Origin of the sequence: Streptomyces sp. SCPE 10, assembly GCF_051980735.1 — a bacterium.
Lineage (GTDB): Bacteria > Actinomycetota > Actinomycetes > Streptomycetales > Streptomycetaceae > Streptomyces > Streptomyces misionensis.
The window spans coordinates 5,094,364-5,117,548 of the sequence record NZ_CP197069.1; the positions used below are offsets into that span (position 1 = coordinate 5,094,364).

General features: G+C 71.6%; 23 protein-coding genes, 1 pseudogene and 1 riboswitch. Of the genes and pseudogenes, 6 read left to right on the plus strand and 18 right to left on the minus strand.

The features are described 5' to 3' along the window. Positions 1 to 7: 7 nt before the first annotated feature. From ACSP97_RS23695 to nagB, 6 genes are all read right to left on the minus strand, one after another. On the minus strand, positions 8 to 2,371 hold the full coding sequence (locus tag ACSP97_RS23695) for a ribonucleoside-diphosphate reductase subunit alpha (protein ID WP_355326173.1): 2,364 nt from the start codon (positions 2,369 to 2,371) through the stop codon (positions 8 to 10). 125 nt (positions 2,372 to 2,496) lie between these two features. Beyond that, positions 2,497 to 2,621, minus strand: a riboswitch (cobalamin riboswitch). Between the two features lie 52 nt (positions 2,622 to 2,673). Beyond that, on the minus strand, positions 2,674 to 3,180 hold the full coding sequence (locus ACSP97_RS23700) for a GNAT family N-acetyltransferase (protein ID WP_355326170.1): 507 nt from the start codon (positions 3,178 to 3,180) through the stop codon (positions 2,674 to 2,676). 81 nt (positions 3,181 to 3,261) lie between these two features. Then, complete coding sequence (gene mctP, locus ACSP97_RS23705; RefSeq protein ID WP_355150381.1) at positions 3,262 to 4,890, minus strand: monocarboxylate uptake permease MctP; 1,629 nt, start codon at positions 4,888 to 4,890, stop codon at positions 3,262 to 3,264. Further along, positions 4,887 to 5,150, minus strand: coding sequence for a DUF3311 domain-containing protein (locus ACSP97_RS23710; RefSeq protein ID WP_070026806.1), 264 nt, complete (start codon positions 5,148 to 5,150; stop codon positions 4,887 to 4,889). Before ACSP97_RS23710 ends, mctP begins: the two co-directional genes overlap by 4 nt. Positions 5,151 to 5,289: 139 nt before the next feature. Further along, positions 5,290 to 6,054: a GntR family transcriptional regulator gene (locus ACSP97_RS23715; protein WP_355150383.1), complete on the minus strand. Its 765-nt coding sequence runs from the start codon at positions 6,052 to 6,054 to the stop codon at positions 5,290 to 5,292. 265 nt (positions 6,055 to 6,319) lie between these two features. Next, positions 6,320 to 7,105: a glucosamine-6-phosphate deaminase gene (gene nagB, locus ACSP97_RS23720; protein WP_355150385.1), complete on the minus strand. Its 786-nt coding sequence runs from the start codon at positions 7,103 to 7,105 to the stop codon at positions 6,320 to 6,322. Between the two features lie 522 nt (positions 7,106 to 7,627). On the opposite strand from nagB, the gene ACSP97_RS23725 reads away from it, so the two are divergent. Then, positions 7,628 to 9,097, plus strand: coding sequence for a sensor histidine kinase (locus ACSP97_RS23725; RefSeq protein ID WP_355150387.1), 1,470 nt, complete (start codon positions 7,628 to 7,630; stop codon positions 9,095 to 9,097). A gap of 239 nt (positions 9,098 to 9,336) precedes the next feature. On the opposite strand, the gene ACSP97_RS23730 is transcribed toward ACSP97_RS23725, so the two are convergent. Beyond that, positions 9,337 to 9,594, minus strand: coding sequence for a WhiB family transcriptional regulator (locus ACSP97_RS23730; RefSeq protein WP_003992873.1), 258 nt, complete (start codon positions 9,592 to 9,594; stop codon positions 9,337 to 9,339). A 320-nt stretch (positions 9,595 to 9,914) separates the two neighbouring features. Continuing rightward, complete coding sequence (locus tag ACSP97_RS23735) at positions 9,915 to 10,883, minus strand: diacylglycerol/lipid kinase family protein (RefSeq protein ID WP_070026800.1); 969 nt, start codon at positions 10,881 to 10,883, stop codon at positions 9,915 to 9,917. A 205-nt stretch (positions 10,884 to 11,088) separates the two neighbouring features. On the opposite strand from ACSP97_RS23735, the gene ACSP97_RS23740 reads away from it, so the two are divergent. Further along, positions 11,089 to 11,532, plus strand: coding sequence for a hypothetical protein (locus ACSP97_RS23740; protein ID WP_355150390.1), 444 nt, complete (start codon positions 11,089 to 11,091; stop codon positions 11,530 to 11,532). Positions 11,533 to 11,542: 10 nt separating this feature from the next. Here ACSP97_RS23740 and ACSP97_RS23745 read toward each other — a convergent pair whose 3' ends face one another. The 3 genes from ACSP97_RS23745 to ACSP97_RS23755 form a co-directional block, all read right to left on the minus strand. Continuing rightward, entirely contained in the window at positions 11,543 to 12,652 is a 1,110-nt protein-coding gene (locus tag ACSP97_RS23745; protein ID WP_355150392.1) for an RNA polymerase sigma factor SigF, read from the minus strand. 20 nt (positions 12,653 to 12,672) lie between these two features. Then, positions 12,673 to 13,089 (minus strand): anti-sigma regulatory factor, encoded by a 417-nt coding sequence (locus ACSP97_RS23750; protein WP_009190566.1) that lies wholly within the window; start codon positions 13,087 to 13,089, stop codon positions 12,673 to 12,675. A 344-nt stretch (positions 13,090 to 13,433) separates the two neighbouring features. Further along, on the minus strand, positions 13,434 to 13,694 hold the full coding sequence (locus tag ACSP97_RS23755; protein ID WP_355150394.1) for a UBP-type zinc finger domain-containing protein: 261 nt from the start codon (positions 13,692 to 13,694) through the stop codon (positions 13,434 to 13,436). Positions 13,695 to 13,756: 62 nt separating this feature from the next. Between ACSP97_RS23755 and ACSP97_RS23760 the strand changes: the two genes are divergently transcribed. After that, a complete protein-coding gene (locus ACSP97_RS23760; RefSeq protein WP_355150396.1) occupies positions 13,757 to 15,352 on the plus strand; it encodes a Na+/H+ antiporter in 1,596 nt (531 codons plus the stop codon). A 61-nt stretch (positions 15,353 to 15,413) separates the two neighbouring features. On the opposite strand, the gene ACSP97_RS23765 is transcribed toward ACSP97_RS23760, so the two are convergent. Then, entirely contained in the window at positions 15,414 to 16,331 is a 918-nt protein-coding gene (locus ACSP97_RS23765; RefSeq protein WP_440554164.1) for a 1-aminocyclopropane-1-carboxylate deaminase/D-cysteine desulfhydrase, read from the minus strand. A 215-nt stretch (positions 16,332 to 16,546) separates the two neighbouring features. Here ACSP97_RS23765 and ACSP97_RS23770 point away from each other — a divergent pair, with 215 nt between their 5' ends. From ACSP97_RS23770 to ACSP97_RS23780, 3 genes and pseudogenes are all read left to right on the plus strand, one after another. Then, the gene (locus ACSP97_RS23770) at positions 16,547 to 17,953 is read left to right on the plus strand and encodes a family 2B encapsulin nanocompartment shell protein (protein WP_355150400.1); all 1,407 of its coding nucleotides are present in this window, start codon (positions 16,547 to 16,549) and stop codon (positions 17,951 to 17,953) included. 112 nt (positions 17,954 to 18,065) lie between these two features. Continuing rightward, on the plus strand, positions 18,066 to 19,202 hold the full coding sequence (locus ACSP97_RS23775) for a family 2 encapsulin nanocompartment cargo protein polyprenyl transferase (protein WP_440554166.1): 1,137 nt from the start codon (positions 18,066 to 18,068) through the stop codon (positions 19,200 to 19,202). A gap of 158 nt (positions 19,203 to 19,360) precedes the next feature. Continuing rightward, a pseudogene (locus tag ACSP97_RS23780) lies at positions 19,361 to 19,709 on the plus strand (DUF952 domain-containing protein). A 6-nt stretch (positions 19,710 to 19,715) separates the two neighbouring features. Here the strand turns inward: ACSP97_RS23780 and ACSP97_RS23785 are convergent. The 6 genes from ACSP97_RS23785 to sodN all read right to left on the minus strand — a co-directional run bounded on the left by ACSP97_RS23785 (position 19,716) and on the right by sodN (position 23,120). After that, a complete protein-coding gene (locus tag ACSP97_RS23785) occupies positions 19,716 to 20,132 on the minus strand; it encodes a VOC family protein (RefSeq protein WP_355150406.1) in 417 nt (138 codons plus the stop codon). 49 nt (positions 20,133 to 20,181) lie between these two features. Beyond that, the gene (locus ACSP97_RS23790; RefSeq protein ID WP_382071546.1) at positions 20,182 to 20,535 is read right to left on the minus strand and encodes a helix-turn-helix transcriptional regulator; all 354 of its coding nucleotides are present in this window, start codon (positions 20,533 to 20,535) and stop codon (positions 20,182 to 20,184) included. Between the two features lie 355 nt (positions 20,536 to 20,890). Beyond that, positions 20,891 to 21,490, minus strand: coding sequence for a cysteine hydrolase family protein (locus ACSP97_RS23795; protein WP_355326150.1), 600 nt, complete (start codon positions 21,488 to 21,490; stop codon positions 20,891 to 20,893). Positions 21,491 to 21,542: 52 nt separating this feature from the next. Continuing rightward, positions 21,543 to 21,962, minus strand: a complete 420-nt coding sequence (locus tag ACSP97_RS23800; protein ID WP_355526183.1) for a MarR family winged helix-turn-helix transcriptional regulator — start codon at positions 21,960 to 21,962, stop codon at positions 21,543 to 21,545. A 232-nt stretch (positions 21,963 to 22,194) separates the two neighbouring features. Beyond that, positions 22,195 to 22,578, minus strand: a complete 384-nt coding sequence (locus ACSP97_RS23805; protein WP_440554169.1) for an ASCH domain-containing protein — start codon at positions 22,576 to 22,578, stop codon at positions 22,195 to 22,197. A gap of 146 nt (positions 22,579 to 22,724) precedes the next feature. Then, on the minus strand, positions 22,725 to 23,120 hold the full coding sequence (gene sodN, locus ACSP97_RS23810; protein ID WP_440554171.1) for a superoxide dismutase, Ni: 396 nt from the start codon (positions 23,118 to 23,120) through the stop codon (positions 22,725 to 22,727). Positions 23,121 to 23,185 lie beyond the last annotated feature (65 nt).

Sequence of the window (23,185 nt, forward strand, 5' to 3'; positions counted from 1 at the left end):
TCGGTCTTCACTGGCAGGCCTCGCAGGACTCGGGGTTTTCCAGGGAGCAGGCGACGGCGTCGGGGTCGGCGACCTGCTGGACGGGGATGGTCTTCTGCGCCTGGGCGGCCCGGGCGATCCGGGTCGCCGGGCGCGACCGCAGGTAGTACGTCGTCTTCAGCCCGGACTTCCAGGCGTACGCGTACATCGAGGAGAGCTTGCCGATGGTCGGCGTCTCCATGAACAGGTTCAGGGACTGCGCCTGGTCGAGGAACGGGGTGCGCGCCGCCGCCATGTCGATCAGACCGCGCTGCGGGATCTCCCACGCCGTGCGGTACAGCGCCCGCACGTCCTCGGGGATCCACGCGAAGCCCTGCACCGAGCCGTTGGACTCGCGCAGCGCCTCCCGGGTGCGCGCGTCCCAGACGCCGAGGTCCTTCAGGTCCTGCACCAGGTAGGAGTTGACCTGGAGGAACTCCCCGGACAGCGTCTCGCGCTTGAACAGGTTGGACACCTGCGGCTCGATGCACTCGTAGACGCCCGCGATGGAGGCGATGGTGGCCGTCGGCGCGATCGCCAGCAGCAGCGAGTTGCGCAGGCCGACCGCCGCGATCCGCGTGCGCAGCGCCGCCCAGCGCTCGGGCCAGGTCTCCTGGACGCCGTAGTGGTCGGGGTGCAGCACCCCGCGCGCGGTACGGGTCCGCTCCCAGGCCGGCAGCGGGCCGCTGCGCTCGGCGAGGTCGGCGGAGGCCTCGTACGCGGCGAGCATGATCCGCTCGGCGATCCGGGTGGACAGCGCCTTCGCCTCCGGGGAGTCGAAGGGCAGCCGCAGCTTGAAGAAGACGTCCTGGAGACCCATCGCGCCCAGGCCCACCGGACGCCACTTCGCGTTGGAGCGGCCGGCCTGCTCGGTCGGGTAGAAGTTGATGTCCACGACGCGGTCGAGGAAGGTGACGGCGGTGCGGACGGTCTCGTCGAGCCGCTCCCAGTCGATGTCCCCCGTCGCCGTGTCGACGAACGCGCCCAGGTTGACGGAGCCCAGGTTGCAGACCGCCGTCTCGCCGTCGTTGGTGACCTCCAGGATCTCCGTGCAGAGGTTGGAGGAGTGGATGACCTGGCCCGGCTCCGCCGTCTGGTTGGCGGTGCGGTTGGCGGCGTCCTTGAAGGTCATCCAGCCCTGGCCGGTCTGCGCGAGGGTGCGCATCATCCGGCCGTACAGCTCACGGGCGGGCATGGTCTTCTTCGCCAGGCCCTTGCGCTCCGCTTCGCGGTAGGCGGCGTCGAACTCGGCGCCCCACAGGTCCACCAGCTCGGGCACGTCCGCCGGGGAGAACAGCGACCACTGCTCGTCGGCGTTGACCCGGCGCATGAACTCGTCCGGCACCCAGTGCGCGAGGTTCAGGTTGTGCGTACGGCGGGCGTCCTCACCGGTGTTGTCCCGCAGCTCCAGGAACTCCTCGATGTCGGAGTGCCAGGTCTCCAGGTACACCGCGGCCGCGCCCTTGCGCCGGCCGCCCTGGTTCACCGCGGCCACCGAGGCGTCCAGGGTCTTCAGGAACGGCACGATGCCGTTGGAGTGCCCGTTGGTGCCCCGGATCAGCGAACCGCGGGCCCGGATGCGGGAGTACGACAGCCCGATGCCGCCGGCGTGCTTGGAGAGCCGGGCGACCTGGTGGTAGCGGTCGTAGATGGAGTCCAGCTCGTCCAGCGGGGAGTCGAGGAGGTAGCAGGACGACATCTGGGGGTGCCGGGTACCGGAGTTGAACAGGGTGGGGGAGGAGGGCAGGTAGTCGAGCCGGCTCATGAGCCCGTAGAGCGCGGCGACCTCGTCCAGGGCGCGGACGGAGTCGTCCTCGGCCAGGCCCGCGGCGACCCGCAGCATGAAGTGCTGGGGCGTCTCGATGACCCTGCGGGTGATCGGGTGGCGCAGCAGGTAGCGGCTGTGCAGGGTGCGCAGACCGAAGTAGCCGAAGCGGTCGTCGGCGCCGGTGTCCACCAGCGCGTCCAGGCGGGCGGCGTGGATCCGCGCGAACTCGGCGGTCCGGTCGGCGATGAGGCCTTCGCGGTGTCCGACGGCGACCGACTCGGTGAACGAGGTCACGCCCTGCGAGGCGGCCTCGGCCCGGATGGAGACGGTCAGCAGCCGGGCGGCGAGCCGCGAGTACGCGGGGTCCTCGGAGATCAGGCCGGCCGCGGCCTCGGTCGCCAGTTCGCGCAGCTCCGCCTCGTCGGCGCGGGCCGACCGGCCGCGCAGCGCGGCGGCGGCGACCCGGCCGGGGTCGGCGTCGGGGAGGTCTGCGGTCAGCTCGGTCAGGGTCCGCAGCAGCGCGGCGCCGGGGCCGTCGTTCTCCAGATCCGGGGCTGATGCCGGGTCGGCTGGCGCGATGGTCACGTGGGGCTCTCCCTCGCTCGGCACGGGGGCCTGGCGGAGGGCAGGGGGCAGCCACGAGCGCACACGGCGTCGCGTCCACCGGCCCACTCCACGAGGCCCGGACGTCTCAGGGCACCCGGACCGGACGGCCGGGCGCGCTGTCGGCAGGTCCTCGGACTGACTCCTGTACGCGGATACGCACAAGTACACCGTTGCGGGACAGTTCCGGATTCGCACCGGATTCCCCTGCGGCGGCAGCGAGCATGAGCATACATCTAGTGCCGGGCTGCCGTGTCACCCCCAGATGTTGTGTCGCCCTGGTGTCAGAGCGTCAACTTGTAGGTGATGAGAGTGACGTCGTCCAGCTCCGGGAGGGGGTTCCAGTCCCGCTCGGGCGTGCGCACGAACCCGAGGCGTTCGTAGAGCCGGTGGGCGCTGTGCATGGCGCGCTGGCTGGAGAGGACGACGGACGAGCACCCCGCGGTGGCCCGGGCGCGGTCGACACAGGCGCGCACGAGGGCTTCGCCGGCCCCTCTGCCGCGCGCCTCGCGCCGCACCGCCAGCGTCCGGATCTCGGCCTCCCCGGGCCTCGCGATGTCGGCGACGGGGCCGCCCGAGGGGACGAAGGTCACGCCGCCGACAACACGGTCCCCCAGCACGGCGGCGAGGACCTCGGCCGACGCGGCTCGCGCGGCCACGTCCTTGAGCACGAGGAGGTACGGGTCGCTCGCGCCGAAGTCGAGGAGGCCGTCGAGGAGGTAGGCCTCGGCCGTGAGCTCGCCGAGCTCGTCGTACTCGGCCGGGTCGGCGGGGCGGATGCGGATGTCCATGCCGGCGAGTGTGCACGACAACGGGCCGCCGGAGCAGGTGCTTTCCGGCGGCCCGTGCGCGGTTTCCGTGCGCGGATCCGGTCAGTGGCTGGTGCCCGCCGTGGCCGGCGGCAGCTCCACCTCGACGCCCGGGTCACCCGCGTCCGCCGTGTAGTCCGCGGGACTCGTCTCGTCCACGCCCTCGGGGGCCTTGACGGCCTTGAGGACGACGGTGAGGACCACGGTGACCACGACGTTCAGCACGAACGCCGTCATGCCGATGTAGCCGATCTGGCCGATGCCCGGGATCTCGTCGGCCGAGCCGCCGAAGTGCTTCTGGGTCGGCGAGGCGACACCGTACGCGGCGAGGGTGCCGTAGACCATGCCGACCGCCCAGCCGGCGAGCAGCGCCCAGCGGTGGAACCAGCGGGTGAACAGACCGCCGACCAGCGCCGGGAAGGTCTGCAGGATCCAGATGCCGCCCAGCAGCTGGAAGTTGATCGCGACCGTCTTGTCCATGCCGAGCACGAAGACCAGCGCGCCCACCTTCACCAGCAGCGACACGAACTTGGAGACCTGGGCCTCCTGCTTCGGCGTGGCGTCCGGCTTGATGAAGTCCTTGTAGATGTTGCGGGTGAAGAGGTTCGCCGCCGCGATGGACATGATCGCCGCCGGGACCAGCGCGCCGATGCCGATGGCCGCGAAGGCCACGCCCGTGAACCAGTCCGGGAACATGTCCTCGAACAGCTGCGGGATCGCCAGCTGCCCGTTGTCCACCTTGATCCCGGCCGCGATCGCCATGAAGCCCAGCAGCGCCAGCAGGCCGAGCATCAGCGAGTACAGCGGCAGGATGGTGGTGTTGCGCCGGATCACCTCACGGCTGCGGGAGGAGAGCGTCGCGGTGATCGAGTGCGGGTACATGAACAGCGCGAGCGCCGAGCCCAGCGCCAGGGTGGCGTACGACCACTGGCCCGCCGCCGGCGGGGCGAGCGCCCCGCGCGGTTTGCCGGTGGCCGGGCTGAGCTGGCTGAAGGCGTGGCCCGCCTTGGCGAAGATGTCGTCGAACCCGCCCAGTTTGATCGGGATGTAGATGATCGCCACCAGGATCACGATGTAGATCAGCGCGTCCTTGACGAAGGCGATCAGCGCGGGCGCCCGCAGACCCGAGGAGTACGTGTACGCCGCCAGCACCGCGAACGCGATCAGCAGCGGCAGGTCCTTCACGAACTCGTTGGTGTTGTCGCCGCCGCCCACGCCCATCACGTCCAGCACCGCCTGGATGCCGACGAGTTGCAGCGCGATGTACGGCATCGTCGCGAGGATGCCGGTCAGCGCCACCGCGAGCGACAGCCCCTTCGAGCCGAACCGGCCGCGCACGAAGTCGGAGGTGGTGACGTACCCGTGGCGGTGCGAGACCGACCACAGGCGCGGCAGGAAGGTGAAGATCAGGGGGTACACCAGGATCGTGTACGGCACCGCGAAGAAGCCGGACGCGCCCGCCGCGTAGATCGCCGCGGGCACGGCGACGAAGGTGTACGCCGTGTACAGGTCACCGCCGAGCAGGAACCAGGTGATCCAGGTGCCGAACGACCGTCCGCCCAGGCCCCATTCGTCCAGGGAGTGCTCGTTCTCGGCCCGCCGCCAGCGTGCGGCGAGGAAGCCCATGACCGTGACGGCCAGGAAGAAGAAGATGAAGACGCCGAGCGCGACGCCGTTGACGCCGTCCTTCACCGTGCCGCACCCCCCTGCGCGTCCTTGCGGGAGCGCTGGTCGTGCTGCCACAGCTTGTACGCGATCATGGTGAGCGCGGTGGAGATCAGCACCCAGACCATCTGGTACCAGTAGAAGAACGGGATGCCGATGAAGGCGGGGTCCGTCTTCGCGTACGAGCCGACCCACAGCATCGCCACGAAGGGCGCGACGAGACACAGGCCGATGATCACCCTCACCGGCGTCACGACCGGTGGTCTCACTTCAGGTGTTTCGGACATGTCATCGCTCCGTCCCCTCGCTGATCACCTGTGTAATGCGCAGGCAATCTAGGTGACGGTGTCCTGGCAGAGGAAGACCCTGTCCGCAGGTCGGTATATCGATTCGGCGAAGGCGGGACCCCGCTGCGGTCCTGGGGCTCTAGTCCAGGGGCCGCTTGAGACGGGCGACGAACTTGTACCGGTCGCCCCGGTAGACCGAGCGCACCCACTCCACCGGCCGGCCCGAGCGGTCCAGGGAGTGCCGGGACAGCATCAGCATCGGCAGGCCCACGTCGGTGCCCAGCAGGCTCGCCTCGCGCGGGGTGGCCAGGGAGGTCTCGATGGTCTCCTCGGCCTCGGCGAGATGGACGTCGTACACCTCGGCGAGCGCGGTGTACAGGGACGTGTACTTGACCAGCGAGCGGCGCAGCGCGGGGAAGCGCTTGGCGGACAGGTGCGTGGTCTCTATCGCCATGGGCTCGCCGTTGGCCATGCGCAGCCGCTCGATGCGCAGCACACGCCCCCCGGCGGTGATGTCCAGCAGCCCGGCGAGCCGGTCGTCGGCGGTGATGTAGCCGATGTCCAGCAGCTGTGAGGTCGGCTCCAGACCCTGGGCGCGCATGTCCTCGGTGTAGGAGGTGAGCTGGAGCGCCTGGGAGACCTTGGGCTTGGCGACGAAGGTGCCCTTGCCCTGGATGCGCTCCAGGCGGCCCTCCACGACCAGCTCCTGCAGCGCCTGGCGGACCGTGGTGCGGGACGTGTCGAACTCCGCGGCCAGCGTGCGCTCCGGCGGGACCGGCGTGCCCGGTGCCTGCGTCTCCGTCATGTCGAGCAGGTGCTTCTTCAGGCGGTAGTACTTCGGCACGCGCGCGGTACGGACGGTCGGGCCGGCCTCGGTCTCCGCGCTGCTGACATCGGTGCTCATGCTCTGCCTTCCCGGCTCCGGATGCCGAAAGCGACCGACATCCCATCGGCCACGGCTCACATCGTGGCACGGCTTGCTGCGTCAGGACTCCACCCGCACGCTCCGTGATCCCCTCTGTATACCGTCGTGACCATGGCTGGTCTAGTCCAACAGGGGCGACGGTGCGGTCGCCGCCCCTGTGGCGCGCCAGGGTCTTTCGTTCGGATCGGGCCGGATCGGAAAGCGGTGCCAGGGCCCGCGAGCCCGGCGAGATCCAAACGAGGGCCTAGATCCCCTGCCACTCCGGCTTGTTGGCGTACGCGTGGCGGAAGTAGTCGGCCAGCTTCAGCTTGGCGGCGGCCGCCTCGTCGACCACCACCGTGGCGTGCGGGTGCAGCTGGAGCGCGGAGGCCGGGCAGACGGCCGCGACCGGGCCCTCGACGGTCGCCGCGACCGCGTCCGCCTTGCCCTCGCCGGTCGCCAGCAGCACCAGGTGGCGGGCCTCCAGGATGGTGCCGATGCCCTGGGTGACGACGTGGTGCGGGACCTGCTCGATGTCACCCTCGAAGAAGCGCGCGTTGTCGACGCGGGTCTGCTCGGTCAGGGTCTTGATCCGGGTGCGGGAGGCGAGCGAGGAGCAGGGCTCGTTGAACCCGATGTGCCCGTCGGTGCCGATCCCGAGGAGCTGGAGGTCCACCCCGCCGGCCGCGGCGAGCGTGCGGTCGTACGCCTCGCACGCCGCCTGGATGTCCTCGGCCGTGCCGTCGGGGCCGAGGAAGGCGTCCATGCCGATGCCGAGCGGCTCCAGCACCTCCCGGCGCAGCACCGAGCGGTAGGACTCGGGGTGGTCGGCGGGCAGCCCCACGTACTCGTCGAGCTGGGCTATGCGGGCCCGCGAAGTGTCCACGGCGCCGGCCCGCACCTTGGCGGCGAGCGCCTGGTAGACGGGCAGCGGGGTGGAGCCGGTGGCGACGCCGAGCAGGGCGTCGGGCTTGCGTCGCAGCAGCTGTGCCATGGCCTCGGCGATCAGCTCGCCACCCGCCGCGGCGTCCGGAACGATGACAACTTCCACGTGGGCCTGCCGTTCTGGAGAGGGCTCGGTGCGTCTATGTGGTTTAGACCAATCTAACAGAATGGGCCCCCGCTGCCGATGGCTCCAGGCCGGGTCGCGGAAATTGCCGACGCCTTCTGTCCCCATGGCCGACCCGGGCGGGCTAGGCTGCGCGTGGCATCCGGTGCCAGGGGCGCGGGCGGCCGCCGGACGGCGCCGTACGTGCTCGCAGGGGCATGGACATGCCCCATGGTCTAGTCCACAATCGAAGAGAACTGTTCGAACCGTTCGAACCGGTGGTTCGACGCTCGAAGAGGACAAGCCTCCGTCTTCCCCGCACAGGAAGGCGGATCGAGGAACCGGCGCTCTCTGCCCTGACTGCCCCGGCTCCTCGGCCTTCGGCCGGCCGGGACCGCACACCCCGCGGCCGATGATGCTCCGGGCTGCGGTGCCGGGAGGGTTGAGGGTCCCTTCCAGGCGCCGCGGCCCGCGGGTGTTTTCCGGCCAGGTCAGGGGCCCCGGTACGCTCGCAGGGTGCCCTCCATGAACGAGCTGGTCCGCCAGCACACCGCCCTCGACGACTCCGACCTGGAGTGGCTGCACCTGCTGGTCTCGGAGTGGCAGCTGCTGTCCGACCTCTCCTTCGCCGACCTGGTGCTCTGGGTCCCCACCCGGGACGGCACCCGGTACGTCTCGGTCGCCCAGATGCGCCCCAACACCGGCCCCACCTCCTACCAGGACGACATGGTCGGCCACCTGGTCCCGCGCGGCCGCCGCCCCATGCTGGACGCGGCCCTGGACGAGGGCCGGATCGTGCGCGAGGGCGACCCGGAGTGGCGTGAGGAGGTCCCCGTACGGGTGGAGTCCATCCCCGTGCGGCGCGAGGGCCGGGTCCTCGGGGTGATCGCCCGCAACACCAACCTGCTCACCGTGCGCACCCCGAGCCGGCTGGAGCTGACCTACCTCCAGAGCGCCTCCGACCTCGCCCAGATGATCGCGGCCGGCTCCTTCCCCTTCCCCGGCCAGCAGGTCGACATGGACGCCTCCCCGCGCGTCGGCGACGGCCTGATCCGGCTGGACGCCGACGGCATCGTCCAGTACGCCTCCCCGAACGCCCTGTCCGCCTACCACCGCCTCGGCCTCGCCGCCGACCTGGTCGGGCACCACCTCGGACAGACCACCGCCGAACTGGCCCCCACCCGGGGCCCGGTGGACGAGGCGCTGGCGAAGGTGGCCAGCGGCTGGGCGCCGCGCGAGTTCGAGATCGAGTCGGCGGACGGGGTGATCCAGTTCCGCTCCATCCCGCTCAAGCCCAAGGGCACCCGGATCGGGGCGCTGGTGCTCTGCCGGGACGTCACCGAACTGCGGCGGCGCGAGCGCGAGTTGATCACCAAGGACGCCACCATCCGGGAGATCCACCACCGGGTGAAGAACAACCTCCAGACGGTGGCCGCGCTGCTGCGGCTCCAGGCCCGGCGCATCGACTCCGAGCGCGGCCGCGCCGCCCTGGAGGAAGCGGTGCGCCGGGTCGGCTCGATCGCCATCGTGCACGAGACGCTGTCCCAGAACCTGGACGAGCGGGTGGAGTTCGACGACATCGCCGACCGGGTGCTCGCGATGGTCGCCGAGATCTCGCCGGGCAAGGTGACCGGCCGGCGCAGCGGGCGGTTCGGGATACTCGACGCCGAGGTGGCCACCCCGCTGTCCATGGTCCTCACCGAGGTGCTGCAGAACGCCCTGGAGCACGGCTTCGGCGAGGGCGAGACCGGCACGGTGGAGGTCTCGGCGGTGCGCGGCGGTACGACCAAGGAGGCCCGCCTGCTGGTCACGGTGCAGGACGACGGCGTCGGGCTGCCCGAGGGCTTCGACCCGCACCGCTCGGGCAACCTGGGGCTGCAGATCGTACGGACCCTCGTCGAGGGCGAGTTGGGCGGCACCTTCGACATGGTCCCGGCGCCGGGGCGGGGGACCCGGGTGCTGCTGGACATCCCGGTGCGCGCGGCCAAGCAGTAGTCGACGGGCCCGGTCAACGGGCCTTTCCCGCAAGGCCGTTCGGGCGGCGAACGCCGGGGGAGCGTGGCGCTGGGCACAGCAGAAAGCCCCGGACCGTCATTGGTCCGAGGCTTGTGCTCGTTGCTGCGCTGCTGTTCGCTGGCGGCATCGGGGGGTACTGCGCGCTGCTGCTCGGGGGCGGGAGATGCGTACGCGATGTACGCGCCGCCAAGCTCAGGCTGTCACCTGGGGTGGGTGTGTCAGGCGGAGGCCTGACGGGCCCGGTTGCGGGCGGCACGGCGCTTCATCGCGCGACGCTCGTCCTCGCTGAGACCACCCCAGACGCCGGAGTCCTGGCCGGACTCAAGCGCCCACTGCAGACACTGCTCGATCACCGGGCAGCGACGGCAGACGGCCTTGGCTTCCTCGATCTGCAGCAGCGCGGGACCGGTGTTGCCGATGGGGAAGAAGAGCTCGGGGTCTTCCTCGCGGCAAACGGCGTTGTGACGCCAGTCCATGGCTGCTACCTCTCCTTGGTATTACGTGCAAGTTGCTTGTGAATGTGAACGCTTTCACGAATCCCCCAACAAGTGAAGGGCCGACCGCCGGGTCTTCCCCGGCGTGGTCCTTGGTATGAAGAGGGGTTCCGGTGATCAGTGGAGGCCGGTGTTGCGGGCCGTCCCGATCGCCACGTAGAGACTCGCAAACCTCAGCGGCGGATACAACCCCTTCCGGAAAGTTTTTTTTGATTCCTCGGTGTCGACTGGGTCACAGCCGTACTTCCATGGGGTGGATCCTGGCCTAAACGTTCGAGTGAAAGGACTTTCGCCTCTTCCACTCACACAATCACACGCAGTGCGCGGCGTACGCCTGTGAACGTCACGCTTCTGCGCAGCCCCAGGTGGTCACCGTCCATCTGGAGGGGGAGGGGTGCCTTCGAATGCAAGGTGAAGCGGTCCAGATCATGGAGCGAGACCGCATGCCTGCCATGGGGTCCGCGCTCGGGGGACGAAGTGAGCAACTGGGTGCCATACCGGGCAACCGCGGCCGTCGACAGGCGGCTCAGGCCGAGCACGTCGATGCCCGTGTCGAACGAGGCCTTAGGCGACGTGTACATCGGGCGATTGCCGAGATACGTCCAAGGGGACGTGTTCGAGACTATGGCGACAACCAGGTCCTCGATCGGGTCCTCGCCGGGCCGCTCCAGGGTGATCGTGCCGCGGCGGCGGTTGGCCTCGCCGAGGAACTGCCGGAGGACCTGGCGGACGTACAGGGCGTGCGTCGACTTCTTGCCGCGCTCGCGCTGCTGCTCGACCCGGCCGACGACACCCGCGTCGAAGCCCAGCCCCGCGTTGAAGGTGAACCAGCGGCTCGGCACGCCCTCGTCCTCGGAGCCGGGCGGTCCCGAGGTCAGGCCGAGGCCCACCACCCGCTCCCGGCCCTCGCGCAGGGCGTCCAGCAGGGCGCCGGTGGCCTCCACGGGATCGTTGGGCAGGCCGAGCGCGCGGGCGAAGACATTGGTGGAGCCGCCGGGCACGACGGCGAGTCCGGGCAGCCGGTCGGGGTCGGGGCCGGCGTGCAGCAGCCCGTTGACCACTTCGTTGACGGTGCCGTCGCCGCCGAGCGCCACGACCATGTCGATGTCGTCGCTCTCCGCGGCCTGCCGGCCCAGGTCCCGGGCGTGCCCCCGGTACTCGGTGGTCACCGCCTCCAGCTTCATCTCGCTGGCGAGCGCGTGGATCAGCACATCACGCCTGCGTGCGCTTGTGGTGGTAGCCGCCGGATTGACCACGAGAAGAGCACGCATGCAAGGCAGGGTACCTACTGGGTGGTACTCACCCCAGCCCGAGGTGTGGAACGGGTAAGAGGCCGGGGCGTGACCCTGGACACGTACCCCGCCTCACGGGGGCCGCGGGGAATCGGCGCGGTGCGGGCGCGGACCGGGTCCGCACCGCGGCGGCGGCCGGTGTCCCCGTCCCCGTCCGCGACCCGCCGGCGGCTACCCTGCTGGGGTGAGCAGTGAGCAGACTTCCCCGCAGGAGACCGCCGACGGCGCCGGCCCCCGGCCCCGCCGGCTGACGTACGCCGCCGTCCTCGCCGCCCTGGAGGGTGTCGCCCTGCTCGCCGGCGGCCTGTGGGTGCTGGTGCTCGGCCTCACCGGCTCGCCGGACGACCGGCAGCAGGCGGTGACCCTGGGCATCACCCTGGCCGTGCTCGCGCTGCTGCCGCTGCTCGCCACCCGGGGGCTGCTGCTGCGCCGCGGCTGGAGCCGTGGCCCCGCCGTGATCACGCAGCTGATCGCCCTCCCCGTGGCCTACAACCTGCTCAAGGCCGACAGCATGGCCGTGCCCGCGGGCATCGTGCTCGCGGTGGTCGCCGTGGCCGCGCTCGTGCTCCTCGTCAACCGGGAGACGACCCAGGCCCTCGGTATCAAGGGACCGGGCCGCGCCGAGTAGGGCAGGCGCTCTACTCCTCCACCAGCAGCTTCTCCCGCAGCTGCGCCAGCGTGCGCGCCAGCAGCCGGGAGACGTGCATCTGGGAGATCCCGACCTCCTGCGCGATCTGCGACTGGGTCATGTTCCCGAAGAAGCGCAGCAGCAGGATCCGCTTCTCGCGCGGCGGCAGGTCCTCCAGCAGCGGCTTGAGGGACTCCCGGTACTCGACGCCCTCCAGCGCCTCGTCCTCCGCGCCGAGCGTGTCGGCGACCGCCGGGGACTCGTCGTCGGTGTCGGGGACGTCCAGGGACAGCGTGGAGTACGCGTTCGCGGACTCCAGGCCCTCCAGGACCTCCTCCTCGGAGATGGCCAGCTTCTCGGCCAGCTCGTGCACCGTGGGGGAGCGGCCGTGCAGCTGGGACAGCTCGGCCGTCGCCGTGGTCAGCGAAAGCCGCAGCTCCTGGAGCCGGCGCGGCACGCGCACCGCCCAGCCCTTGTCCCGGAAGTGCCGCTTGATCTCGCCGACGACGGTCGGCGTGGCGTAGGTGGAGAACTCCACGCCCCGCTCCGGGTCGAACCGGTCCACGGACTTGATCAGCCCGATGGTGGCGACCTGGGTGAGGTCGTCCAGCGGCTCGCCGCGGTTGCGGAAGCGGCGGGCCAGGTGCTCCACGAGCGGCAGGTGCATGCGGACCAGCTGGTTGCGCAGCTCCGCGTACTCCGCGCTGCCCGCGTCGAGCCCGCGCAGCTCGACGAACATCGCCCGGGCCCCGCTGCGGTCCTGCGGGTCGTGGGCCGCGGCCTGCACGGCCTCGGCGCCCAGCGTGTCGTCGTCCGCGTATCGCTCGTGCTCGCTCATCGTCCCGCCCGTAGCCCTTCCCCGAGCCCTCGCCCCCGCGCGGTCGGCGGAACCGGCCCCGCCGCGCTTCGACGGGGTGCCGGGACCGGCGCCCGCACCGCCGGGCCGCGCGGAGTGGTCCTCCGGATGGGGCCTGGCCTGCTCGGGGATGCCGTCGATGCCGTCCGCCATGCGCCGGGAACCGTCGCGGGGGCTTTCCCCGGACGTCTCGGCCGCACTCGACCAGGGGGCACCCCCGTCCCCGGTCGGCAGCTCACGCGTGCCGCGCTCTTCGTCCCGCACCGGACCGTCCCCGTTCTCCCTCACGCCGGCCCGGGACCCGCGCCGCGCTGTTTGTAGAGGCTGATGGACACCGTCTTGTCCTCGTCGACGGCGGACGAGACCTTCCCCGCGAGGGCCGACAGCACGGTCCAGGCGAAGGTGTCCCGCGAAGGGGCGTGGCCGTCCGTGGTCGGCGCCGAGACGGTGACTTCCAGCGAGTCGTCGACGAGCCGGAAGACGCAGCTGAGCACCGAGCCGGGTACGGCCTGCTGGAGCAGGATCGCGCAGGCCTCGTCCACGGCGATGCGCAGATCCTCGATCTCGTCCAGGGTGAAGTCCAAGCGGGCCGCCAGACCGGCCGTGGCCGTCCGCAGCACCGACAGGTAGGCACCCGCGGCCGGCAGCCGGACCTCCACGAAATCCTGGTTCGCCGCGGGTTCGCCTGCGATCTGGGACACCCTCACCTCCATGGTGGTACAAGCTTTACGGGGCCGAGGGTCGCCCCCCGGGGCTAACGCGTAGATGGTTCAAGCGGTGACGCTATCGCGCGCCGGATGTTCCCGTCCTGGGGACCCCAACCCCCTGGCGTCACTCACAGTAAAGCTGTGGATACGCTCCGTGTCTAGGGGGTGTGCGGCCCCAAATCGGATGAGCGCGCGCCGGGTTGACGTACCCAGACGTCAGACGCCCGAACCGTCGTACCACCGCCGCCGCATGCAGTGTCACACGAGAAGGTGGTCGGACGGGAACACGATCAACGGTCTGGACGCTGATCCTGTGCGTCGGGCGGCTCGCTCGCGGTTCAGACCAGCACGTGGTCGACGAAGCACCACCGCCAGTCCTCGCCCGGCTCGAAGGTCCGCATCACCGGATGACCGGACTTCTCGTGGTGCCCGGTGGCGTGCCGGCCCGGCGAGGAGTCGCAGCAGCCGACGTGCCCGCAGGTCAGGCAGAGCCGCAGCTGCACCGGGTGCGTCCCGTCCGCCAGGCACTCCGGGCAGGTCGCGGTCAGCGGTTCGGGTTCCGGGTGCGGCAGCGCGTCGGCGTGCGTGCACTGTTTCATGATTGCCAGATTACGACGGGTGTGCGGGTGGCCGCGCGGAAGAAGAGGGGTGGGCGGGAAGCATGGACGTGATGCCGCTGCTGTTGCTGGTGGCGGGTAGTGCCGCGGTGGCGGGGATGGCCCGGCGCACACCGGTGCCGGCCCCGCTGCTGCTGGTCGCGGTGGGCCTGGCGGTGTCGTACGTCCCCGGCATGCCCGACTACACGCTCGAACCCGACGTCGTGCTGCCCCTGGTGCTGCCCCCGCTGCTCTACAAGGAGGGCACCGAAAGCTCCTACCTCGACCTGAGGGCACAGAAGCGGCCGGTGGGGCTGCTGTCCGTCGGGTACGTGCTCTTCGCGACCTTCCTGGTGGGCTGGGCCGCCTATCTCGTCGTACCGGGGCTGCCGCTGCCCGCCGCCCTGGTGCTCGGCGCGGTCGTGGCGCCGACGGACGCGGTCGCCGCCGCGGCGATCGCCCGCCGGGTCGGGCTGCCGTCCCGGATCACCACGATCCTCCAGGGCGAGTCGCTGCTGAACGACGCCACCGCGATCACCGCCTACAAGGTGGCCGTCGCCGCCGCCGTCGGCGCCGGCTCCACCTGGGCGGGCGGCTTCGAGGAGTTCCTGCGCGCGTCGGTCGGCGGTGTCGTCGTCGGCCTGGTGCTCATGGTGCCGATCCACTGGCTGCGCACCCGGCTGACCGAGGCGCTGCTCCAGAACACCCTGTCCCTGCTGATCCCGTTCGTCGCCTACGGGGTCGCCGAGCAGGTGCACGCCTCCGGGGTGCTCGCCGTCGTCGTGGTCGCCGTCTACCTGGGACACCACTCCTGGGAGGTCGACTTCGCCACCCGGCTCCAGGAGGAGGCGGTGTGGCGGATGGTCGCCTTCCTGCTGGAGTCGGCCGTGTTCGCGCTGATCGGCCTCCAGCTGCCGCTCATCCTCAAGGGGCTCGGCGCCTACCACGGCGCCGACGCCGCCTGGTACGCCGTCGCCGTCTTCCTGGTCGTCGTCGCGGCCCGGTTCGTGTGGACGTTCCCGGCGACCTTCCTGCCGCGCCTGCTGTCGCGGCGCGTGCGGGAGCGCGAGGAGAACCCCACCTGGCGGGCGCCGGTCGTGGTCTCCTGGGCCGGGATGCGCGGCGTGGTGTCCCTGGCCATCGCCTTCTCCATCCCGCAGACCGTGCGCGGCGGCGCCCCCTTCCCGCAGCGCGACATGGTCCTCTTCCTGACCTTCACCACCGTCATCGGCACCCTGGTCGTGCAGGGCCTCACCCTCGCGCCGCTGATCCGCCTGTTGAGGTTCCCCGGCCGCGACCGGCAGGCCGAGACGCTGGCCGAGGCCAACGCCCAGGCGCAGGCCTCGCTGGCCGCCGAACGCCGCCTGGACGAACTCCTCGCGGACGAGCGCAACGCCCTCCCGCCGCCGCTCGCCGACCGGCTGCGCACCGTCCTGGAGCGCCGCCGCAACGCCGTCTGGGAACGCCTCGGCCAGGTCAACCCGCTCACCGGCGAGTCCGTGGACGACACCTACCGGCGGCTGTCCCGCGAGATGATCAGCGCCGAGCGCGAGGTCTTCGTCCGGCTGCGCGACGGCCGTCACATCGACGACGAGATGCTGCGCGCCCTGCTCAGGCACCTGGACCTGGAGGAGGCGGCGGCCCACCGGGACACGGCGTAGGCGCCGTCGGGCGGCCGGGCGGTCACGTGGTCACGGGCCAGGCGGTGAGACGGTCGGAGGGTCAGGCGGCCGGGGGCCAGGCGGTCCCGGGGAACGGGCGGCCGGTGACGACGGCCGCGAGGGTGGTCCCGCGCGGCCAGGCGCCCTCCTCGGCGAGGGCGACAAGTCCGTAGAGCGACTTGGCGACATAGAGGCGTTCCACGGGCAGCCCGTGCCGTTGCTCGAAGTCCTCGGCGAACGCGTCGAGTTCCGGCGTCGTGCGCGCGTACCCGCCGAAGTGGAAGCGGTCGTCCAGGGACCAGTCGCCGGTGCGGCCGCCGAAGGCACGTTCCTGCAACGCCCGCACCTCGGCCTCCAGGAAGCCGCCCTTGAGCACCGGCACCCCGAGCGCCCGCTGCCCGCGCCCCAGCCCCGCGGCGAGCCCGGCGAGCGTGCCACCGGTGCCGCAGGCGACCGCGACGACATCGGCGTGCCCGCGCAGTTCCTCCCCGAGCGCCCGGCAGCCGCGCACGGCCTCGGCGTTGCTGCCGCCCTCCGGGACGACGTACGCGTCCTGCGCCCCGGCCGCCCGCAGGATCGCCGCCAGGGTCGCGGGCTCCGCCTTGCGGCGGTAGACCGACCGGTCGACGAAGTGCAGCCGCATGCCGTCCGCCACGCACCGGGCCAGCGACGGGTTCAACGGCCGCTCGGCCAGCTCCTGGCCGCGGACCACCCCGGTGGTGTCCAGTCCGAGCAGCCGGCCGGCCGCGGCGGTGGCCCGCAGATGGTTGGAGTAGGCACCGCCGAAGGTGACGAGCGGGCGTCCCCGCGCCGCCGCGATGTTCGGCACGAGCTTGCGCCACTTGTTCCCGATCAGCTCGGGATGGACGAGGTCGTCCCGCTTGAGTACCAGCCGCAGCCCCCGCCGCTCGAACCGCTCGTCCCGGACTTCCGTCAGGGGCGAGGGGAGCCGGGGGGCGAGGGGATCGCTGCTGGTCACGGTGCCATTGTCGCCGAGCCCGGCGACGGTGCCCAGCGGGGGTGCGGACCGGGGCGCGACCGGCCCCGCATCCGACGAGACCCCCCGTTGTGCCCAGTAATCCGATGATCCATTCCCCTTCTTTCGGGTAATGGCGTCACCACCGTGAGTGATGGGACTCTCGTTGCGAGACCGGTGCACTGCGACCGGCGCGTTACATGGGAGGGCATTTCTCTATGTCGGTAGGCGATGAGGTCCGCACGGATCAGGGCAGGCCGCAGCAGTCCCTCGGGACGGCGGCAGCGCGGAACCTGGCCACCACCACCAAGTCCGTTCCGCAGATGCAGGAGATCACCTCCCGCTGGCTGCTGCGCACGCTCCCCTGGGTGGACATCCAGGGCGGCACATACCGGGTGAACCGGCGGCTGACCTACGCCGTCGGCGACGGCCGTATCACCTTCGTGAAGACCGGGGATCAGGTGGAGGTCATCCCGGCCGAACTCGGCGAACTGCCGGCCCTGCGGTCGTACGAGGACGAGGAGGTGCTGGCCGAACTGGCCCGCCGCTGCCGCCAGCGCGCCTTCGCGCCGGGCGAGGTCATCGCCGACTTCGGCAACCGCAACGACGGGGTCTACCTGCTCGCCCACGGCCGGGTCGAGAAGGTCGCCACCGGCCCCTACGGCGACGACTCGGTCCTCGGCGTCCTCGCCGACGGCGCCTACTTCGGCGACCAGGCGCTGCTGGACGGGGGGTCCATCTGGGAGTACACGGTCCGCGCCGGCACCGCCACCACCGTACTGATCCTCAGCCGCCAGGACTTCGAGGAGATCGCGGAGCGCTCGCCCTCGCTGCGCGACCATCTCGCGCGGGTGCGCTCGATCCCGGAGCAGCGCACCAACAAGTACGGCGAGAAAGAGGTCGAGCTGGCGGCCGGCCACTCCGGCGAGCCGGACATCCCGCACACCTTCGTCGACTACGAACCCCGGCCGCGCGAGTACGAGCTGAGCATCGCGCAGACGGTGCTGCGCATCCACTCCCGGGTGGCCGACCTCTACAACCAGCCGATCAACCAGACCGAGCAGCAGCTGCGGCTCACGGTCGAGGCGCTGAAGGAGCGCCAGGAGCACGAGCTGATCAACAACCCGGACTTCGGCCTGCTCAGCAACTGCGAGTACGACCAGCGGCTCCAGCCGCACGCCGGGGTGCCCAGTCCGGACGACATGGACGAGCTGCTCAGCCGCCGCCGCGGGACCAAGCTGTTCCTCGCCCACCCGCGCGCGATCGCCGCGTTCGGACGCGAGCTGAACAAGCGGGGGCTGGTGCCGGAGACCATCGACATCGGCGGCAACCGCATCCCCACCTGGCGCGGGGTGCCGCTGTACCCGTGCAACAAGATCCCGATCAGCGAGGCGCGGACCACCTCGATCATCGCGATGCGTACGGGCGAGGAGGACCAGGGCGTCATCGGTCTGCGGCAGTCCGGCATCCCGGACGAGATCGAGCCCAGCCTGTCCGTCCGCTTCATGGGTATCAACGAGCAGGCGATCATCAAATACCTGGTCACGGCCTATTACTCGGCCGCCGTCCTGGTGCCCGACGCGCTCGGTGTGCTGGAGAACGTCGAGATCGGCCGCTGGAGGTGACGTTTCCGCACGTCGCGGCCGTGTCCCCGGTCGTCCGGGCGGGTACACCCTCGGGGTACGCGTCCGGCCGGGCCGGCGTCGCCGGCGCCCGCGGACCTGGCGAGGGGGAGGCATGGTCGACTTCATGACGGAGACCGAACACCGATCCACCGGTGTGTCGCACATCGGCGCACCGGGGGACCGGCGGGAAGGCGGGGACACCGGCCCCGGCCCGCTCGACGGGCAGGAGGCGGCGGCACTGCTGGAGCGGACCCGGGCCCTGGTGGACCCGGAGCTGCGTGCCGCGGTCGAGTCACTGCCCGGCTCCATGCGCCGGATCGCGCGCTACCACTTCGGCTGGGAGCACGCGGACGGCACCCCCGCCGAGGGCAACGCCGGCAAGGCGATCAGGCCGGCCCTGGTGCTCGCCGCGGCCGCCGCGCTCGGCGGCCCGGCGGCCCGGGCGGCGGCCGTCCGGGCCGCGGCCGCGGTGGAACTGGTCCACAACTTCACGCTGCTGCACGACGACGTGATGGACCGGGATGCCACCCGCAGGCACCGGCCCACGGCCTGGACCGTGTTCGGGGACACCGACGCGATCCTCGCCGGGGACGCGCTCCAGGCGCTCGCGCTGCGGCTGCTGGCCGAGGACCCGCACCCGGCCGCCGGCCGGGCCGCCGCCCGGCTCGCGGACTGCGTGGTGGAGCTGTGCGCCGGTCAGCACACCGACACCGACATGGAGCGCCGCGCCCCGGACGAGGTCACCCTGGACGAGGTGCTCGCCATGGCCGAGGCGAAGACCGGGGCACTGCTGGGCTGCGCCTGCGCGCTGGGCGCGCTGTACGCGGGCGCCGGGCCCGAGGAGGCGGCCGCGCTGGACGGCTTCGGCCGCCAGGCGGGGCTGGCCTTCCAGCTGATCGACGACGTGATCGGGATATGGGGCGATCCGCGGCGCACCGGCAAGCCGGCCGGTGCCGATCTCGCGGCCCGCAAGAAGTCCCTGCCGGTGGTGGCGGCGCTCGCCTCCGGCACCCCGGCGGCGGCCGAACTCGCCGTGCTGTACGGGAAGCCGTACGTCTCCGGCGACAGCGAGGGCATCGCACGGACCGCGCTGGCCGTGGAGCAGGCCGGCGGCCGGGACTGGGCGCAGGCGGAGGCGGCCGACCGGATGGCCCGCGCGATGCAGGAACTGGCGCGGGCGATCCCGGACCCGGAGGCGGCGGGCGGCCTGCTGGCCCTCGCCGAGTTCGTGACCCGGCGCAGCAGCTGAGCGCCCCCACCAGCGCCGCCGGCCCGTCCGGCGGCCCGAAGGACCCGGAGTCCCCGGGCCCGTGCGGCTCCTGACCCCGCACGGTGTCCCGGGGGCTCCGGCCGGGCGGGCTCCGCACATCCCCACAGTGTGCGGGGCCCGCCGTCTACCGTGGGGCCATGTCGAAACCGTCCCGCATCCTCCACCTCACCGAGCGCTCCCTGTGGGAGACGGCGCGCGGGCGCGGCACCTACGAGGTGTCGACCCGTGGCCGCACCCTCCGGGAAGAGGGCTTCATCCACTTCTCCACCCGCGCCCAGCTGCCGCGCGTCGCCGCCTTCCTGTACGGCGACGACGCCCGCGCGGACCTGGTGGTGCTGGAGGTGGACCCGGAGCGGCTGGACGCGCCGCTGCGCTACGAGTCCGTCGAACCGGGGGGGCGAGGAATTCCCGCATCTGTACGGTCCGTTGCCGGTCGAGGCCGTGGTGGAGGTGACCCCCTGGGCGGCCGGCTCGCCGGGTAACTGAGGGACGTCAGGCCGCCGGTCGCTGGAAGCAGCGCAACAGGTTTCCCGCCGGGTCGCGGAAGGCGCAGTCGCGTACGCCCCACGGCTGGTCGGTCGGTTCCTGGAGCACATCGGCGCCGTGCTCGCGTAGCCGCTCCCACAACGCGTCGCAGTCGTCGGTGGCCAGGATGACCCCGCGCAGCATGCCCTTGGCGAGCAGTTCGGCCAGCGCCAGCCGGTCGGCCGGGGAGGCGTCCGGGTTGGCGCCCGGCGGCTCCAGCACGATCTCCACGTCCGGCTGGTGCGGCGAGCCGACGGTCACCCACCGCATCCCCTCGAAGCCCACGTCGTTGCGGACCTCCAGGCCGAGGACGTCACGGTAGAAGGCGAGGGCCTTGTCGTGGTCGTCCACGGCGATGAAGCACTGCGCGAGTCTCACATCCATGGCTTCACGCTAAGCCGCCGCGGGCTTCGCCGCGCGCGGCTCGGACGGATCAGTAGGGCCGGCGGCGTGGCCGGGTGAAGGCGCGGGCCACGCAGGACGGGATCACCGCGGCCGGTTCGTGCGAGTCCGCCCGGTAGGCGCTCGGCGTGCGGCCGACCAGCTCGGTGAAGCGGGAGCTGAAGGAGCCCAGCGAGGTACAGCCCACGGCCAGGCACACCTCGGTCACGGTGAGGTCGCCCCGGCGCAGCAGCGCCTTGGCCCGCTCGATCCGGCGGGTCATGAGATAGCTGTACGGCGTCTCCCCGAAGGCCTTGCGGAAGCTGCGCTGGAAGTGGCCGGGGGACATCAGGGCGTCGCGGGCCAGCTCGGTCATGTCGAGCGGTTCGGCGTACTCGCGGTCCATCCGGTCGCGTACGCGCCGCAGTCGCCTCAGGTCCTCCAGGGTCACGGCCACAAGCTTGGCACAGGGCACCGACATCCGGCCGGGAAAGGGAATTCGCTCCCGTTGTTCGCGGAATCGGCGCGCTCAACCCGGGGATCGCGGTCCTGACCGACGGTGCCCCCCACCGACCGCCGGGCAGGGGCGCCGACGCACCGGCCCGCGCTCCGGCGGGGCTGTGCTTCGTGGCCTGCGCGGCGGTGGTGGCCTACGGGATCTCGCCGATCGTGCCGCGGTTCCACCGACGGGGCACGGGCGCCGCGTCCGTCTCGGCACGCCGACGCGCCCCGCCGCGGCACCCGGGGCCGGTGCCGAGCGGTCAGGCGGAGCCCAGCAGCTCGCGCAGCGTGGCCGTGTCGATGACGTAGGCCCGCATCGGAAACACCTTCTCCAGCAGCACCCGGTGGACCTCCTGGTCGTGGTCGGCGACGCCGTCCGACAGCACCACGACGCGGAAGTCGCGGTCGGCGGCGTCGGTGAGGGTGGACAGGACGACACCGCTGGTGCTGATCCCGGAGAGGACCAGCGTGTCGATGCCGCGCTCGCGCAGCTGCTCGTACAGGTCGGTGGTGGAGGCCGCGCCGATGCGGACCTTGCGCACGACGATGTCGCCGTCCTCGGGCGCGATCCGCTCGTCGACCTGGGTGGCCGGGTCCTCGTGGTGGTTGAGCTTGGCCGCGGCCAGCGGGCTGAAGGACTTGTTGGTCTCCGGGACCGCCGCCCAGTCGTCCTCGGTGAAGGCGACGCGGACGTAGCCGATGGTGCCGCCCGCGGCGCGGACGTCGGCGATGGCGCCCTTGACCCGGTCCACCAGGGCGTCCGGGTCCGGCACGAGCGGCAGGATCCCGCCCTGGAGATCCATCGCCAGCAGGGCGGTGCGCCCGGGGACGATCGTGGGCAGGGCGGCGGGGCTGGTCATACGGGGGTTCTCCTTGTGGATCTCGTGCGGCCGGTGGATCTCGTGGGGGTGTTCAACGGCGGACCACGACGGCGTCCCCCAGCTCGACCGCGGCCAGCCGCTCCAGCAGCTCCACGGCTCGCTCCAGGGTGTCGAGCTCGTCCGGTGTCACGGCCGCCTCCATGGCGCGCACCAGGAAGGACGCGCGCCCGGCGAGCAGCCGCTCGATCAGCGCCCCGGCCGAGGGGTCGGCGCTGACCAGCTTGCGGCGGCCGTCCTGCGGGTCCGGCGCGCTGTGCACCAGACCGGCGGCCTTCAGCGCCGCGAGGCTCTGGGCGATGGCCTGGGGGCTGACGTGCTCCAGCGCGGCGAGCCGCGCCGCGGTGACCGGACCCTCGCGCACCACCTCCGCCAGGACGGCGAGCTGGGTGGCGGTCAGCCCGGTCGCGAGCTGTCCCGACTCCGCGCGCAGCCGCGCCCGCAGGCGCTTCATCGCCTGGTTGAGCCGCTGCGCGGTGTCGGCGGGCGAGGGTGGGGGAGGGGAGCCGGTGGTCACCACCGCACCGTAAAACTCATCAAGCAACTTTGCCAAGTTCCTTGATGAATTCTTGGCGCGCGGCCGGACGACGGGGTGCGGCTCGGCATGCGGGGACGAGGGTGTGGCGAGCGAGCCGGCCGGCCTCGTGAACGGCACCACGGGACGCCCCACCCGCCGCGGCTTTGTCCTACGCTTCGCCAACCGCCCGCGCGGCGACGGCACTTCGGCGCTTGATCTCGATCGCCAGGGCGCCCAGCGCTTCCTTCTCCGGGGGATAGATGGCCCGGAGGTCGGCGAGTTGCCGTTCGCGGGTGGCGGCCGGATTGACGCCGGCCGGGCCCTCGCCGTCGAGCAGCGACGCGAAGTCCGGGTACTCGGTCACCCGCTCGACCGTCACCTCGCAGGTCTCCTCGGTGCCCTTGACCCGGAAGCGGATGACGTCGCCCGCGGCGAGGTCGGCGAGGTGCGGGTATCGGACCCGGACCTCGACGGTCTTGACGCCCGCGGCGACGAGGTCGAAGTACCGGCGGTAGAGGTTGAGCTCGCGGACGCGGCCAGTGCTGCTGTTCATGACCGGTGAACACCCTCCTGGGGCCGGGCCGGACAAAGAACCGCACCCGGTCCGCGGCGGCCGCCGTGCTGTCGGCGGCCTGCGGACCGGGTGCGGGAGGTGGACCAGGCGACAAAGAATCGCAGGTCAAGCGGCGTGACTCAAGGTCAGGCCTTCTTCGTCTCCCAGAAGATCTTGTCGATCTGGGCGATGTAGTCGAGCGCCTTCTGGCCCGTCGCCGGGTCGGTGGACGCCTTGGCGGCCGAGAGGGCCTTCAGGGTGTCGTTGACCAGCTGGTGCAGCTCGGGGTACTTGTCGAAGTGCGGGGCCTTGAAGTAGTCGCTCCAGAGGACGGAGACGTGGTGCTTCGCGAGCTCCGCGCGCTGCTCCTTGATGACGGTGGCACGCGCCTGGTAGTGGGGGTCGTCGTTGCCGGCCATCTTCTCCTGGACGGCCTTGACCGACTCCGCCTCGATGCGGGCCTGGGCCGGGTCGTACACGCCGCAGGGCAGGTCGCAGTGGGCGCTGACCTTGACCTTGGGGGCAAACAGGCGGGAAAGCATGGAGCATTCCTTCCTCGTGATCGTCTTCTCAGGTGCGACATTACTCCCTGAGAGAGCTGTTTTCC